The sequence below is a fragment of the Komagataeibacter medellinensis NBRC 3288 genome (assembly GCF_000182745.2).
GTDB classification, from domain to species: domain Bacteria; phylum Pseudomonadota; class Alphaproteobacteria; order Acetobacterales; family Acetobacteraceae; genus Komagataeibacter; species Komagataeibacter medellinensis.
In genome coordinates this window covers 1,834,135-1,848,312 of sequence record NC_016027.1, presented here as the reverse complement: position 1 = coordinate 1,848,312, position 14,178 = coordinate 1,834,135, and the positions used below count along the sequence as shown (strand labels likewise).

The window sequence follows — 14,178 nt, the reverse complement described above, 5'->3', positions numbered from 1 at the left end:
TCGCATCCTGATACATGTCCAGCGACAAGCAGGTTCACCTGATCCTGGTGGATGGTTCGGGCTTCATTTTCCGCGCCTTCCACGCACTGCCCTCCATGACCAGCCCCGACGGCACGCCCGTCAATGCGGTTTATGGTTTTTCGAACATGCTGTCGCGCCTGCTGCGCGAACATGCAGGTACCCATCTGGCGGTCATATTCGATGCGGGACGCCATACTTTCCGCAATGACCTGTATGGCGAATACAAGTCCCATCGTCCCGAACCGCCGGAAGAACTCCGCCCGCAGTTCAGCCTCGTGCGCGATGCGACCGCCGCTTTCGGCGTGCCAGCGCTGGAGGAAGCGGGATGGGAAGCCGATGACCTGATCGCAGCCTATGCCCGCAAGGTGACCAATGCGGGCGGACAGTGCACCATCTATTCATCTGATAAGGATCTCATGCAGCTCATCCGCCCCGGCGTGATGATGATGGACCCGATCAAGAACCGCCCGATCGGACCCAAGGAGGTCGAGGCCAAGTTTGGTGTAGCCCCGGATCGGGTGGCGCAGGTACAGGCCCTGATTGGCGACCCGGTAGACAACGTGCCCGGCGTGCCGGGCATCGGCCCCAAGACCGCATCGGCGCTGATGGCGGAATACGGGTCGCTGGACGCCATACTGGCCGGGGCCGAGAGCATGAAGGCGTCCAAGCGGCGCGACAACCTGCTGGCCCATGCCGACATGGCGCGCCTGTCGCTGCAACTGGTCACACTGCGTGAGGACGCGCCGTGCCCCGAACCGCTGTCCGATCTTGCCTGCTGCGATGTGGACATGGAGCGTCTGGGCGCATGGCTGTCGGATATGGGGTTTTCATCGCTGCTGCAGCGTATGGGCCTCAAGGCGAAGCCACGCCCGCGTATTTCCGCCCATGTTACACCTGAAGGGCTCAGTCAGCCTGAGAGCGAACTGCCCCCCATTCCGCCCGAACCCTATGGTGGTTACGAAACGGTGACCGACCCCGCAGTGCTGCGTGAATGGGTGGAACAGGCCCGCACCAGCGGCGTGTGTGCGGTGGATACGGAAACAGACGGGCTGGACCCGCTCACCGCCCCGCTGATCGGCATATCACTCGCCCCGCACTGTGGCCGCGCGTGCTATATCCCGCTTGGTCATCAGGTGGATCTGATGGACAGCCCTGGCACGCCCCAGATGCCGGTGAAAACCGCGCTGGAAATCCTTGAACCGCTATTTGCCGACCCGTCGGTGCTCAAGGTGTTCCAGAACGCCAAGTTCGACCTGCTGGTACTGACACAGGCAGGCAGCGTCCAGCCCACGCCGATTGATGACACCATGCTGATTTCCTACGCCCAGTCGGCGGGCAAGCATGGGCAGGGGATGGATGAGCTTTCGCGCCTCACGCTCGACCACACACCCATTCCTTATGACGAGGTCACGGGCACGGGCCGCAACCGGGTGGTGTTCTCCAGGGTCGATATCGCGCGCGCCACGCCCTATGCGGCAGAGGATGCGGATGTCACCCTGCGGCTGTGGCAGATGCTGAAACCCCGGCTGCGTACCAACCACGCGCTGGCGCTGTATGAGGAAATGGAGCGCCCGCTGGTACCGATCCTGGCGGATATGGAACGGGCTGGCATTGCGGTCGATGCCAATGACCTGCGCGCCATGTCCACCGAATTCGCGCAGCGCATGGGCGTGATCGAGGCCGAGATCCACAAGCTGGCCGGGCGTGACTTCAATGTCGGTTCCCCCAAGCAGTTGGGCGAGATCCTGTTCGATGAAATGGGCCTGCCCGGTGGCAAGCGCACCAAGGCGGGGGCATGGGGCACGGATTCATCGGTATTGCAGGACCTGGCGGATCAGGGGCACGACCTGCCCGAGCGGATTCTGGCGTGGCGGCAGTTGGCCAAGCTGAAAAGCACTTATGCCGATGCGCTGCTCAACCAGATCAACCCGGCAACGGGACGGGTGCATACATCGTTCCAGATGGCGGTAACGACAACGGGCCGCCTGTCATCAAATGATCCCAACCTGCAGAACATCCCCATCCGCACGGAAGAAGGCGGGCGCATCCGCCGGGCCTTTGTCGCGGCCCCCGGGAATGTGCTGGTCTCGGCTGACTATTCCCAGATCGAACTGCGGCTTCTGGCGGATGTGGCGGATATTCCCGCATTGCGTGAGGCGTTTGAACTGGGGCAGGACATTCATGCCCGCACGGCGTCCGAAGTGTTCGGTATCCCGCTTGAAGGCATGGACCCGCTGACACGCAGGCGGGCCAAGGCCATCAACTTTGGCATCATCTATGGCATCAGCGCCTTCGGGCTGGGGCGCCAGCTTGGCATTCCGCCCGGTGAGGCGCGTGGTTACATTGACGCCTATTTCGCCCGTTACCCTGGCATCCGCGACTACATGGAACGGGTGAAGGCGCAGGCGCGGGCGAAGGGATATGTCACCACGCCATTCGGCCGCCGCTGCTGGGTACCGGGCATTGGTGATAAAAGCGCCATGCGCCGCAATTATGCCGAACGCCAGGCCATCAACGCCCCGTTGCAGGGGGGCGCTGCCGATATCATCAAACGCGCCATGGTGCGAATTCCCACGGCCCTTGCGGATGCGGGGCTTGACGGACGCATGCTCCTTCAGGTCCATGACGAACTTGTGTTCGAGGTGCGCAAGGATGATGCTGATCGTCTGGCAGCCCTCGTCAGGCAGGTCATGGAATCCGCAGCCACCCTTTCGGTGCCGCTGGTCGTGGAAACCGGGACCGGAACGAATTGGGCGGATGCACATTGATGATGCGAAATGAACGGGACCGGTTTTTTATGCTGGTCGGACTGGCCATCGTGGTGGTCTCTTCAATTTTTGGCTATGTGGGCTATCGCTGGTCGGATAGCGCACCGGTACCGCTGACCAGCTATGGCAACCCGGTGGGTGGTTCGTTCAGGCTGGTCAACGGGGCGGATGGGTCGGTGCTGGATACCGATTTCCGGGGCCGGTGGATGCTGGTTTATTTCGGTTCCACCCATTGCCCGGACACGGTCTGTGGTGCCACGGTCAAGGCCATGGCGGAGGGGGTGGAGGCACTGGGCCATGACCGCGCGCGTCTGGCGGTGCCCATCTTCATCACCCTCGATCCCATGCGTGATACGTCGGACATACTGCGCACCTATGCGCTGCGCTACGGCTCGCATGTCACGGTCATGACTGCATCCCCTAAAATGATTGAGGCGGTGGCGAAGGAATACCACGCCCCCTATGTCCGCCATGAAGGGGAGAATGGCGACTACACCATGGAACCCGCCACCCAGATCGTGATCATGTCCCCTACCGGCCGGTATGAGGGCAGCCTGCCCGCCACCGCCACGGCAGCCGAGATTACGGCGCGTATGACCGAACTCATGAACGCACGGGACGGGCACTGAAACACGGCCCGCGCATGAAGCCCGCGTGGCGGCATGCGGGCAGGCTTGCCCTTGCGGGTGGCCTTGCCCTGCTGGCCCTGCCCGTGTGGGCGGATACGCAGGCCAGCCCCCACCGCGGCGGCACCCTGCGCCTGACCGCCGCAAGTTCTGCCGGTACGCTGGACCCGCAGATCAACTACACCAGCCAGTACATGCAGGTCGAAAGCGTCGTCTATGACGGGCTGCTGACCTATCCCAAGCTGGAGGGACCGGCGGGTGCGCAGGTCGTGCCCGATCTGGCGCAGGCCCAGCCCGAGCGGCTGGACGGGGGGCGGACATGGGTCTTCACGCTGCGGGAGGGCATCCGCTTTTCCAATGGCGCGCCCGTTACGGTGGCGGATGTGGCGGCATCGCTGCGGCGTATCTTCATGGTGGGCTCACCCACGGCGGGATCGTTTTATGGCGACATCATCGGCGCGGATGCCTGCCTGCGTACCCCGGCGGCCTGCACGCTGCGTGGCGGGGTGGAAACGGATGAAGCCACGCGTCGCATCACCATCCGCCTGAATGCGCCGGATTCCGAATTTCCCTACAAGCTTGCTTTCGGCCACGCGGTCATCCTGCCCGCCAATACCCCCACCCATGACCTGGGCAATGACATTGCACCTGGTACCGGACCGTACCAGATCGTCTCCTCCGATCCCGAACAGGGCATGCGGCTGACGCGCAATCCCTACTTTCATGAATGGAGCGAGGCGGCGCAGCCCGATGGCTATGTGGACGCCATCGATTATGATTTCGGCCTGTCGGAGGAAGATGCGCTGACCGCTGTGGAACGCGGGCAGTATGACTGGATGGCGGGTCTCAAGCCGCTGGACCGGCTGGGGGAGATCGGGGGGCAGTACACCGCGCAGGTGCATGTCTATCCGCTCTATGGCCTCCTGTTCCTGCCGATGAATGTCAACATTCCACCCTTCAACAACATCAAGGCGCGGCAGGCGGTCAATTACGCGCTGGATCGCCGCGCCATGACCATCCTGTACGGCGGGTCGGGCATTGCCGCCCCGCTATGCCGCATGGTACCGCCGGGCCTGCTGCCCGGCGATGGCGCCTGTGCGTGGACCCGTGGCGCCGACCCCGACCATCCGGCCCCTGCCTGGACCCATCCCGACCTGACCCGTGCGCGCCAGCTTGTGCATGAAAGCGGGACGGAGGGGCAGGACGTGACCCTGATCGTGGAGGCCACGGCCATGGACACCAGCATGGGCACCTACCTGCGCGACATGCTGCAGGCCATAGGCTATCACGCGCGGCTGCACCCGCTCTCGCCCGCCATGCAACTGTCCTATTCCCAGAACACGGCCAATCATGTTCAGATCAGCCTGATAGGGTGGTACGCGGATTATGCGTCCCCCTCCAACTTCCTTGATACCGTGTTCGGCTGCGAGAACTTTCATCCTGGCTCCGACAGTTCCATAAACTTCTCTGGCTTGTGCGATCCGGTGGTGCAGGCGCTGGTGGCGCGTATCCGCCAGGCACCCGACACGCAGGCGGCACAGGCGCTATGGCAGCAGGTGGACGACCGCATTACCCGTCTGGCCCCCGCCGCCCCGATGATCAGCATCAGTTATGTGGATCTGGTCTCGCCCCGATTGGGCCATTACTTTTCCACCAGCCTGTACCACATGGCGTTCTCACGCGTATGGGTGCGTTAGGCGCGGGATATGAAAAACCCCGCCGGAAGAACCGGCGGGGCATCATCAGACCAGTGGAACGGGTATGCCGGTTCAGAGCAGGGACTTCGCACGGGCTTCCACTTTTGCACAGGCCTGCTTGCGGATGTCGGTCGAGGCATTTTCCAGCGAGATGGGTTCCTTGCCACCCACTTTAAGCAGACCGGTGGAGCCATCGGCATAGGACATGTTGCCCTTCTGGTTGGAAGGCACGTCGTTCGTCTTCTTATTAAAGGCAGCCAGCACCGGCCATGCTTCGGACGCGGTCAGGTAGTTGGACTGGATGCAGTAGTTCATGATCCCGCCCAGATCGGCCGGCTTGGCGGATTCAACGGCGGAGAAGACCGTATCGGCGGACAGGGAACCGGGGGCAATCTGTTCAACCTGGTTGGCAACGCCCGCACCCGTGGGGGGAGAGACCTCAGCGGCATGGGCCGCAAGCGGTGCTGTTGCCAGCACGGTTGCAAAGGCACTGGCGGACAGGACACGACTGAACGACACCATATTCATTCTTCCTTGCATTGTTCATCGGGGAGTGGGCTGTACCCACTTCCTTTGTGAATTTATGCGTTAAACTATAGTCACGATGTTCCAAGCCTGTACCCCTGAGTCTGATGGGGCAGGCATTCGGCTTTTCGATGTATCGCGCCATTATTCAGGGCACAGGGGCGAGCATAAACCCCTGTTATCAGCGGGCATGGCCGGGTTTTGGCTACAGGGGGCACAACGGGATGAAGGGTGGCCCGGACATGTCAAGAAGTTGTGAGATGCCTTAAGTATCCGTCTTCAGGGCAACAGACATGCCGCTGGCATGCAATGGAGATTGAGTCCATCCCCGCTTCGTGGGAATGCTGGAGGTTCCACGCCCACCCACTGCACGGGATCGACATGCAGCATCTGCGCCTTCTCCTGAAAGACGTCTGGTATCTTACCCGCCCCTATTTTGTCTCGGAGGACAGGAAATGGGCCTGGGGGCTGCTGGCCGCCGTACTGGCCCTGACCTTCTCCATGGTAGGGTTGGACCTGCTCCAGTCCTTCTCGCGCAATGTGTATTACACAGCGCTCCAGCAGCGCGATGCGACCACCTTCCTGCGCGGGCTGTTCTGGTATGTGCATAATGATGAAGGCTTCGTGCTGGGCTTCTTTGTCATCACCATTCCGGCCATCATGTGCTCTATCTACGCAACCTACCTGCAGCAGATGCTGGGCCTGCGCTGGCGGCGGTGGCTGACCGTGCGCATGACCCGGCAGTGGATGGAAAACCAGACCTTTTTCCGCATCGCCATCACCACATCGGGCATCGAGACCGGGACCGACAACCCCGACCAGCGCATACAGGAAGACCTGAACAGCTTTGTGACCGATACGCTGACGCAGTTCATCAACCTCGTTACCAATGTCGTGACCCTGTTCAGTTATATCGGGCTGCTCTGGGCGCTGTCCGGCCCGCTGGAGGTGCTGGGCATTTCCATACCGGGCTACTTCTTCTGGGCAGCGCTGATCTATTCGGTGGGGGCGACGTGGGTCACGCACCTTGCAGGGCGCAAACTGGCAGGGCTGCAGTTTTTCCAGCAGCGTGCCGAGGCCGATTTTCGCTACAGCCTTGTTCATGTCCGCAACAATGCCGAGGGTATTGCGCTGTACCGTGGTGAGGGCGAGGAACAGGCCGGGCTGGACCGGTCCTTTTCCGTTGTCTATCACAATTTCCTCTCCATCATGCGGCGCACCAAGTGGCTGGGGCTGCTCACCACCGGGCTGGAGGTGGTCTCGGGCAACTTTGCCCTGCTGATCGGCTCCATCCGCTATTTTGCCGGCAAGATGAGCTTCGGCACGCTCATGCAGTTGGTTATGGCGTTCTCGCGCGTTCAGGGCGCGCTGAGCTGGCTGTCCACATCCTATGCCTCGCTGACCACATGGCATGCGGAGGTGGCGCGTCTGGCCACTTTCCAGCGTGTGATGGATCGCGCCCGCGCCATGCGCGATGAGGTGAAGGTACTGCCCGCCCCCGCCGGGGCCGATATGGTGGCGGCCGGGCTGGATGTCTTCCGCCCCGATGGCACGCCGCTGCTGCACGGCGTGAACCTGACCCTGCCGCATGGGCAGATGACGGTGGTGACGGGGCCTTCGGGCACCGGCAAGTCCACGCTGTTCCGTGTGCTGGCGGGGATCTGGCCCTTTGCCACGGGCAGCATCACCCAGCCCGATGCAGCCATGATGTTTATCCCCCAGCGCCCCTACGTGCCCACCGGCACGCTGCATCGCGCCGTAGCCTACCCGGAGGGTGTGGAGTCCTGCCCGACAGCCCAGGTGGCGCAGGTACTGCGCCAGGTCGGACTGGAGGGGCTGGTGCCGCGCATGGAGAACGAGGAACCATGGGGGCAGATTCTCTCGCCGGGGGAACTCCAGCGTCTGGCCTTTGCCCGGATCCTGCTGGCCCGGCCGGACTGGGTCTTTCTTGATGAATCGACATCCAACCTCGATGCCGCGTCGGAGGCAGCGCTTTACGCTCTGCTTCGGCAGGTCTGCCCTGGCATGACGGTGGTCTCGATCACGCATCGGCAGTCGGTTGTGGACATGCATGCCAACCGCATCGACCTGACCCCCTTTGCCGTGAAGGGGGGGACGGATGTCAGTGCAGGCGCATCGCCGCAAGCATGAGATCGGTATTGTGGCGCATCATCGTGATGTAGTCCGGCACCGGGCCGGTGGGGGGTGACAGAGCTTCGGCATATAGTTCACCGCCCGGTGTTGCCCCCGTTGCATGCGCCACCTGCCTGACCATGCGCGGGTCGGTGGCGTTTTCCATGAAATAGGTGGTGACATGATTGGCGCGGATCTGCGCGATCAGGCTGGCCATATCGCCCGCCGAGGCTTCCGTTTCGGTAGAAAGACCCTGCGGGGCAAGGAATGTGACCCCATAGGCACGGCCAAAGTAGCCAAAGGCGTCATGGCTGGTCAGGACGCGCCGCTGGTTGGCGGGAATGGTGTCGATGCGGGTGCGGATATCGCGGTCAAGCGCTTCAAGCTGGCTGATGTAAGCCGCAGCCGAGGTACGGAAGCTGTCGGCATCCGCAGGGTCGATGGCAACCAGCGCGTCGCGGATGTTGTTGGCCCAGACAATCACGTTGGCCACGTTGTTCCATACATGGGGGTCCGCTTCCGCCTGCCTGCCGCCCGGCGGGGTATAGAGGCTGATCCCATTCGAGACGATGACGGGTGTGCCATGGTAGCCCGCCGCATGGGCCAGGCGGCTAAACCAGCTTTCCAGCCCCTCGCCGCTCATGAACACGATATTGGCCTGCCGCAGCACGCGCGCGTCATTGGGGGTGGGTTCAAACTCATGCGGGTCGCCATCGGGCGGCACCAGTGAGGTTACGGTAACATGCGTGCCCCCCACATGGGCCACGACATCGGCCAGCACGGTAAAGCTGGCCACTGCGCGCACGGTGTGCGGCGCGGGGTCCGCGTGGGCGGGTGTGAGCGACAGGAACCCGTAAAGGCCCAGCAGGCAGGACAGGCGGCGCATGATCGGGATTTCCTTAAAGGGACAGGCCCGCTCCCGCCCGGATGCCGGTAGGGGAGGCGAGAAGGGAAAAAATATACAGCACGCTGCATGTCAGGATGATCGTGGGGCCTGCCGCCAGCTGGAAATGGTAGGATACCAGTAGCCCCACCAGACCCGCCATCACCCCCACCATGGCGGACAGCGCCATCATGGGCAGCAGGCGGCGCGTCCACAGCCGTGCGGTGGCGGCGGGCACCATCATCATACCAACCGACATGAGCGTGCCCAGCGCCTCGAACCCCGCCACCAGGTTGATGACCACAAGGAACAGGAACACCATGTGGTACAGCCCGCCGCGCCCGCCGCTCATGCGCATGAAGCCGGGATCGACGCATTCCATGACCAGTGGCCGCCAGATCACGGCCAGCAGGGCTACGCTGAGCGTGGTGATGCCGCCCATCAGGTAAAGCGCCGGGCCATCAATGGCGAGGATGGTACCGAACAGCACATGCAGCAGGTCGATGTTCGACCCGCGTGCCGAGACGATCAGCACGCCGAGCGCCAGCGATGTCAGGTAGAAGCTGGCAAAGCTTGCATCTTCGGCCAGGTGGGTGCGCCTGCTGACCAGCCCCGCCAGCAGCGCCACCCCCAGCCCCGCCCCGATGCCCCCCAGCCCCATGGCGGTCAGTGACAGCCCGCCCGCCAGCAGGAAGCCGATTGCAGCACCGGGCAGGATGGCATGGCTCATCGCATCGCCGATCAGGCTCATGCGCCGCAGTTGCAGCATCACGCCAACCGGTCCCGCTCCCATGCCCAGGGTCACGCAGGCTACAAGGGCGCGGCGCATGAAGCCGAAATCGGCAAAAGGACCCCACAGGGCGGCAACCAGACTGCTCATGTATCCATACCCGGCCAGTGGGCCTGCAGGCCGCCATAGGCCTGTTGCAGTGTGGCGGGGGTCAGGATGCGGGCGGTCTCACCCCAGACTGCCCGCCTGTCCGAGAGCAGGACAACATGGGGAAAGCAGCGGCGGATCTGGTGCATGTCATGCAGCACGGCAATGATGGTGCGCCCCTGTCCATGCCATTCGCATACCAGCCCCAGAAGGTCCTGCGTTGTGGGCGCATCGAGGGCGGTAAAGGGTTCATCAAGCATGATGACGCGGGCATCGGTCATGAGCAGGCGGGCGAAGAGCAAGCGCTGGAACTGACCTGCGGAAAGGGCATCGATCATGCGCCCCGCCTGACCGGACAGCTTGACACGCGCCAGCGCATCGGCCGCGCGCTGGCGGATGGTGCATCCGGCCTGGCCAAAGGCGCCCATGTGGTGCCATGCGCCGCTCAGCACCATGTCGGTCACACTGATGGGAAAGGCGCGGTCGATCTTGCGGGCCTGCGGCAGGTAGCCAAAATCCTGCGGGCGCAGGCCATCAAGCGTGACCGTGCCCGTGGTCAGCGGCACTTCACCCAGTATGGCGCGCAGCAGCGTGGACTTGCCCGCCCCGTTGGCCCCTGCGATGGCGGTCATGCTGCCGGGGTTAAAGCCGCCGGTCACATGCTGCCATACAGGCGTGCCGTTGAGCACCACGCCCGCGTCGTCCAGCCTGATCGTACCCTGTTTCACGAATGGGCGGTCATGGCTGTGTCACGGCCCAGCCGATCAACCCCCACATCAGGGCGCAGGGTAGGGCAACGCAGGCCAGGCGCTGCCACCATGCGCGTGCCATCCATGTCAACGGTAGGGGAGATGTGACATGGGGCGTTGGCGCGGGCATGGCTGTCTGTATGCCTTGGGTAGGAACGGGCGCGTTGGCGAGGGGCGGCATGATGTGCTCAAAATGTTATAATATAACAATCTCTATACCAGGGGCTTGCCTGCCGTCAAGGGAAGACGGCATGGTGCAGCCCGCATAGCCGCACCGTGGCCATGCGCGGATGGTAACAGGGGTAGGGCAGGCGGGTGACGTTTCATACGTGGCTGTTATTTTTAACGACCACTTTCGTGCTTTCGGCGATGCCGGGGCCGAACATGATGCATGTAATGTCGGTTAGCGTGCGCTACGGGGTGGCGCGCAGTATGGCGGTGATGGTTGGGTGTATGCTGGCCATCGTGCTGGTGATTGTCACGTCTCTGGGGGGTATGGCGGGCGTGCTGGCAGCTTCCCCCCGGCTGTTTGCCGTGCTGCGCATGGTGGGGGCGGCGTATCTGGTTTTTCTGGGAATGCGGGTGTGGATGGCGCGCCACGCCGTGCAGGCGGGTGCGGGTGGCATGTCACAACCGATGCGCGCTGATGTGCGTGATCTTTTACGTGACGGATTCCTGACCGGGATCAGCAATCCCAAGCTGCTGCTGTTCGCGGCGGCCTTCCTGCCGCAGTTCGTCAACCCCATGGCGGCGCGCATGCCGCAATACGGGTTGCTCGTCGCCACCTTTGTGGGGGCGGAGGCATTCTGGTACGCGGTTTACGCAACGGCGGGGCGCGTCCTGTCTACCTGGTTGCGCACGCCCCGTGTGCAGGCGCTCTTTGCGTGGGTTACGGGAGCGGTGTTCATGGGGTTTGGCATCATGCTGCTCATGGCGCATGTATAGTGATGTACCAGTCGGTCACGGACGCGGTGATCGTCACCGGCCGGGCGTGACACCTACGCCATGACGGGGTGCCAAAGCCGGTCCCGCAAATCATGCGCACTCGCTTGTGATGCCGGGCAAGGGCGCGAAAGCGTTGTGACGTTCCCATATTCCTCTTGATACAAAAGGAAGGAACGCCACCATGACCGAACCCGCCCCCCCTGTATTGAAAGACTGCCCCATCGGCCTTGATGCCACTGGCACGCGGCGCGAAAAGGATTCGATGGGGGAGATCGATGTCCCCGCCAGTCATTACTGGGGTGCCCAGACCCAGCGCAGCCTTGTGCATTTTTCCATTGGTCGCGACCACATGCCCATCGAGGTCTGTCACGCCTACGGTATCGTGAAAAAGGCGGCAGCCCAGGTTAATGCAGCCGAGGGGCGCCTGCCGCAGTGGAAGGCCGATGCCATTGGTCGTGTGGCGGATGAGGTGATTGCGGGCAGGCTGGATTCCGAATTCCCGCTTTTTGTCTGGCAGACCGGGTCGGGCACCCAGACGAACATGAACGTGAATGAGGTGATCGCCAACCGTGCCATCCAGCTTCTGGGTGGCGTGGTCGGGTCCAAAAGCCCGGTCCATCCCAATGATGACGTGAACATGGGTCAGTCAAGCAATGACTCGTTTCCCACCGCCATGCATGTTGCAACCCTTCTGGAAATTGACAGCCGCCTGCTGCCGCGTGTGCGTGAACTGATCGAAAGCCTGCGCGCCAAGGCAGAGGAATGGATGCAGGTTGTCAAGATCGGCCGCACGCACCTGCAAGATGCGGTGCCGCTTACAGTGGGGCAGGAATGGTCGGGCTGGGCACAGCAGCTTGAAGATGCGTTGGAGGCGGTCGAGGCCGCCCGCCCCGGCCTGCTGCAACTGGCCGCCGGTGGCACGGCGGTGGGTACTGGCCTGAACGCTCCGCCGGGTTTCAGCCGTGCCATTGCAAAGCGCATTGCCGAACTGACCGACAGGCCGTTCGTGACCGCACCCAACAAATTCGCGGCCCTTGGCGGGCTGGATGCCATGGTGCGGGCTTCAGCCGGGTTGCGCGGGGTGGCGGTCAGCCTGCTCAAGATCGCCAATGACATGCGCCTGCTCGGCTCTGGCCCCCGCTGTGGCCTGGGGGAGTTGCACCTGCCTGAAAACGAACCCGGTTCCTCCATCATGCCCGGCAAGGTCAATCCGACCCAGTGCGAGGCCATGGTGATGATCTGCACGCAGGTGCTGGGCAACGATACCACCGTGGCGTTTGCGGGCAGCCAGGGCCAGCTTGACCTGAACGTCATGCGCCCGGTCATTGTGGCCAATGTGCTGCATGCCATCCGCATCCTGGCCGATGGCTGCCACAACTTCCGTGTCTTTTCGGTAGAGGGGACCACGCTCAACCGCAAGCGCATTGATGCGTATGTGGCGGGATCGGTCATGCTGGTGACGGCACTCAGCCCCGAAATCGGCTATGATCGTGCTTCTGCCATTGCCCATCAGGCCATGGAGCACGACATCAGTCTGCGTGAGGCAGCCCTGGCTTCAGGCTTTGTGGATGGCGCGACCTTTGATCGCCTTGTTCGGCCGCTGGACATGGTGGGCAAGGGTGTAGGCGGCGCGTAAGATTGAAGACAGTAAGACGTTTTTGGTGAAGCTTTTTTCCAAAAGCACCGAAGAATGCCGCCTTTATTTAAAAAGGCGGCACCCAAAAACTTTTATTTCTTAAGAAGATGCAGCCCCCTGCGTGTTGACCTGCAGTGTAAACAGCGCATCGCCTGCACACATGAACAGCATGTCGCGCTTGGGGCCGCCAAATGTCAGGTTCGACACGCCGCGCGGCAGGCGGATGCGCCCGATCATGTGGCCCTGCGGGTTGTAGATCACCACCCCGCATAGCCCCAGCGGGCCGCCAGCACCACACCACAGGTTGCCAAATACATCTACGCGCATGCCATCGGCAATCATTTGGTGGCCATTCAGCATCATGTCGGCAAAGGGGCGCAGGTTATGCACTTCTCTGCTGGTCACGTCACCTGCGTGGATGTGCAGGTCGCCGCCATGACCGTCCTGCCCCGGTCCCGGCCCTGCCGAAATGACGTAAACGATCTTGCCATCGGGTGAAAACGCAATCCCGTTCGGGTCCGCCAGCTGCTTCTGGGTCAGGACGGCGCGAACCTCACCCGTCGTGGGATCCACGCGGAAGACGTGGTCCTCCTGCCGTCTGTGGCCACCGAACTGGGTTACCACTTCGCCATCCAGCGTCCAGCGTTCCACGCCGTTGCGGTTGGCGGGGCCGCCGGGGGCATCGGGGTGGCCTTCGACAATTGTGTCGCCATAACCCGGATCGGTGAACCAGATGCTGCCATCGGGGTGAACCGCCAGATCGTTGGGGGAGTTCAGCGCCGCGCCGCCATAACTGTCGGCCAGCACGTGGCACGAGCCATCATGCTCCCAGCGCACCACGCGGCGCATGCCGTGCTCGCAACTGACCAGACGGCCCTCATTGTCGAAGATGTTGCCGTTGCTGTTGTAGGAATAATTGCGGAAGATCGAGATCGCGCTGTTTTCCCACAGATAGCGGTACTGTACGGCGCGGATCGTATCACTCAGCAAAAGAAAGCGGCCTTCGCTATTCCACGCCGGTCCTTCCAGCCAGCCACCGCCGCGCCATGCCAGTTTGATGTTGGCATTGGCGTAGGCCAGATTGCCGAAACTGGGGTCAAGCACCAGTATGTCCGGGTCGGGCATCGGGCTGATGGGCGCATCTGGCCCCCATTGGCGCGGCGGGCTGGAAATGACGGTTGCGGGCTGGGCTAGCCCGTCTCCCCCGGCTGCGCGGGCGGCCAGCCCACTGCTCCATACCCCCCCTGCCGCCAGCCCCCCTGCAAGCAGGGCACGCCGGGGAAAGCGGGGCTGGTGGCTGGCTGGGGGCATGGATCTT

12 protein-coding genes are annotated in these 14,178 nt (G+C 62.8%); 6 read left to right on the top strand and 6 right to left on the bottom strand.

Annotation, left to right across the window (positions count from 1 at the left end; translation table 11 throughout):
* The first annotated feature begins 14 nt into the window (after positions 1–14).
* From polA to GLX_RS08575, 3 genes are read left to right on the top strand one after another with little or no spacing between them, the layout of a single operon-like run.
* The gene (gene polA, locus GLX_RS08585; RefSeq protein WP_014105596.1) at positions 15–2,789 is read left to right on the top strand and encodes a DNA polymerase I; all 2,775 of its coding nucleotides are present in this window, start codon (positions 15–17) and stop codon (positions 2,787–2,789) included.
* A complete protein-coding gene (locus GLX_RS08580) occupies positions 2,789–3,418 on the top strand; it encodes an SCO family protein (protein WP_041247297.1) in 630 nt (209 codons plus the stop codon). The genes polA and GLX_RS08580 overlap by 1 nt, the downstream gene beginning before the upstream one ends.
* Positions 3,419–3,432: 14 nt before the next feature.
* The gene (locus GLX_RS08575) at positions 3,433–5,112 is read left to right on the top strand and encodes an ABC transporter substrate-binding protein (RefSeq protein ID WP_014105594.1); all 1,680 of its coding nucleotides are present in this window, start codon (positions 3,433–3,435) and stop codon (positions 5,110–5,112) included.
* A 72-nt stretch (positions 5,113–5,184) separates the two neighbouring features.
* Here the strand turns inward: GLX_RS08575 and GLX_RS08570 are convergent, their stop codons facing one another.
* Positions 5,185–5,634, bottom strand: coding sequence for a DUF2501 domain-containing protein (locus tag GLX_RS08570; RefSeq protein WP_041247296.1), 450 nt, complete (start codon positions 5,632–5,634; stop codon positions 5,185–5,187).
* A 384-nt stretch (positions 5,635–6,018) separates the two neighbouring features.
* Here GLX_RS08570 and GLX_RS08565 point away from each other — a divergent pair, with 384 nt between their 5' ends.
* The gene (locus GLX_RS08565) at positions 6,019–7,788 is read left to right on the top strand and encodes an ABC transporter ATP-binding protein/permease (protein ID WP_193360639.1); all 1,770 of its coding nucleotides are present in this window, start codon (positions 6,019–6,021) and stop codon (positions 7,786–7,788) included.
* On the opposite strand, the gene GLX_RS08560 is transcribed toward GLX_RS08565, so the two are convergent.
* From GLX_RS08560 to GLX_RS18985, 4 genes are read right to left on the bottom strand one after another with little or no spacing between them, the layout of a single operon-like run.
* Positions 7,760–8,656, bottom strand: a complete 897-nt coding sequence (locus tag GLX_RS08560; protein WP_014105591.1) for a metal ABC transporter solute-binding protein, Zn/Mn family — start codon at positions 8,654–8,656, stop codon at positions 7,760–7,762. The genes GLX_RS08565 and GLX_RS08560 overlap by 29 nt on opposite strands.
* A gap of 13 nt (positions 8,657–8,669) precedes the next feature.
* The gene (locus GLX_RS08555; RefSeq protein WP_014105590.1) at positions 8,670–9,533 is read right to left on the bottom strand and encodes a metal ABC transporter permease; all 864 of its coding nucleotides are present in this window, start codon (positions 9,531–9,533) and stop codon (positions 8,670–8,672) included.
* Entirely contained in the window at positions 9,530–10,258 is a 729-nt protein-coding gene (locus GLX_RS08550) for a metal ABC transporter ATP-binding protein (protein WP_014105589.1), read from the bottom strand. Before GLX_RS08550 ends, GLX_RS08555 begins: the two co-directional genes overlap by 4 nt.
* 10 nt (positions 10,259–10,268) lie before the next feature.
* A complete protein-coding gene (locus GLX_RS18985) occupies positions 10,269–10,409 on the bottom strand; it encodes a hypothetical protein (protein ID WP_228391337.1) in 141 nt (46 codons plus the stop codon).
* Between the two features lie 239 nt (positions 10,410–10,648).
* Here GLX_RS18985 and GLX_RS08545 point away from each other — a divergent pair, with 239 nt between their 5' ends.
* Both GLX_RS08545 and fumC read left to right on the top strand, forming a co-directional pair.
* Entirely contained in the window at positions 10,649–11,224 is a 576-nt protein-coding gene (locus GLX_RS08545; RefSeq protein WP_269448770.1) for a LysE family translocator, read from the top strand.
* A 181-nt stretch (positions 11,225–11,405) separates the two neighbouring features.
* A complete protein-coding gene (gene fumC / locus GLX_RS08540; protein ID WP_014105587.1) occupies positions 11,406–12,860 on the top strand; it encodes a class II fumarate hydratase in 1,455 nt (484 codons plus the stop codon).
* A gap of 99 nt (positions 12,861–12,959) precedes the next feature.
* On the opposite strand, the gene GLX_RS08535 is transcribed toward fumC, so the two are convergent.
* Positions 12,960–14,171, bottom strand: a complete 1,212-nt coding sequence (locus GLX_RS08535) for an SMP-30/gluconolactonase/LRE family protein (RefSeq protein WP_041247295.1) — start codon at positions 14,169–14,171, stop codon at positions 12,960–12,962.
* Positions 14,172–14,178 lie beyond the last annotated feature (7 nt).

What these genes read in the sequence shown, in the direction of transcription:
- GLX_RS08565 (WP_193360639.1), top strand. Translation starts at nt 6,019, where the DNA reads ATGCAGCATCTGCGCCTTCTCCTGAAAGACGTCTGGTATCTTACCCGC.
- GLX_RS08575 (WP_014105594.1), top strand. Translation starts at nt 3,433, where the DNA reads ATGAAGCCCGCGTGGCGGCATGCGGGCAGGCTTGCCCTTGCGGGTGGC.
- polA (WP_014105596.1), top strand. Translation starts at nt 15, where the DNA reads ATGTCCAGCGACAAGCAGGTTCACCTGATCCTGGTGGATGGTTCGGGC.
- GLX_RS08560 (WP_014105591.1), bottom strand. Translation starts at nt 8,656, where the DNA reads ATGCGCCGCCTGTCCTGCCTGCTGGGCCTTTACGGGTTCCTGTCGCTC.
- GLX_RS08545 (WP_269448770.1), top strand. Translation starts at nt 10,649, where the DNA reads ATGCCGGGGCCGAACATGATGCATGTAATGTCGGTTAGCGTGCGCTAC.
- fumC (WP_014105587.1), top strand. Translation starts at nt 11,406, where the DNA reads ATGACCGAACCCGCCCCCCCTGTATTGAAAGACTGCCCCATCGGCCTT.
- GLX_RS08580 (WP_041247297.1), top strand. Translation starts at nt 2,789, where the DNA reads ATGATGCGAAATGAACGGGACCGGTTTTTTATGCTGGTCGGACTGGCC.
- GLX_RS08555 (WP_014105590.1), bottom strand. Translation starts at nt 9,533, where the DNA reads ATGAGCAGTCTGGTTGCCGCCCTGTGGGGTCCTTTTGCCGATTTCGGC.
- GLX_RS18985 (WP_228391337.1), bottom strand. Translation starts at nt 10,409, where the DNA reads ATGCCCGCGCCAACGCCCCATGTCACATCTCCCCTACCGTTGACATGG.
- GLX_RS08570 (WP_041247296.1), bottom strand. Translation starts at nt 5,634, where the DNA reads ATGGTGTCGTTCAGTCGTGTCCTGTCCGCCAGTGCCTTTGCAACCGTG.
- GLX_RS08535 (WP_041247295.1), bottom strand. Translation starts at nt 14,171, where the DNA reads ATGCCCCCAGCCAGCCACCAGCCCCGCTTTCCCCGGCGTGCCCTGCTT.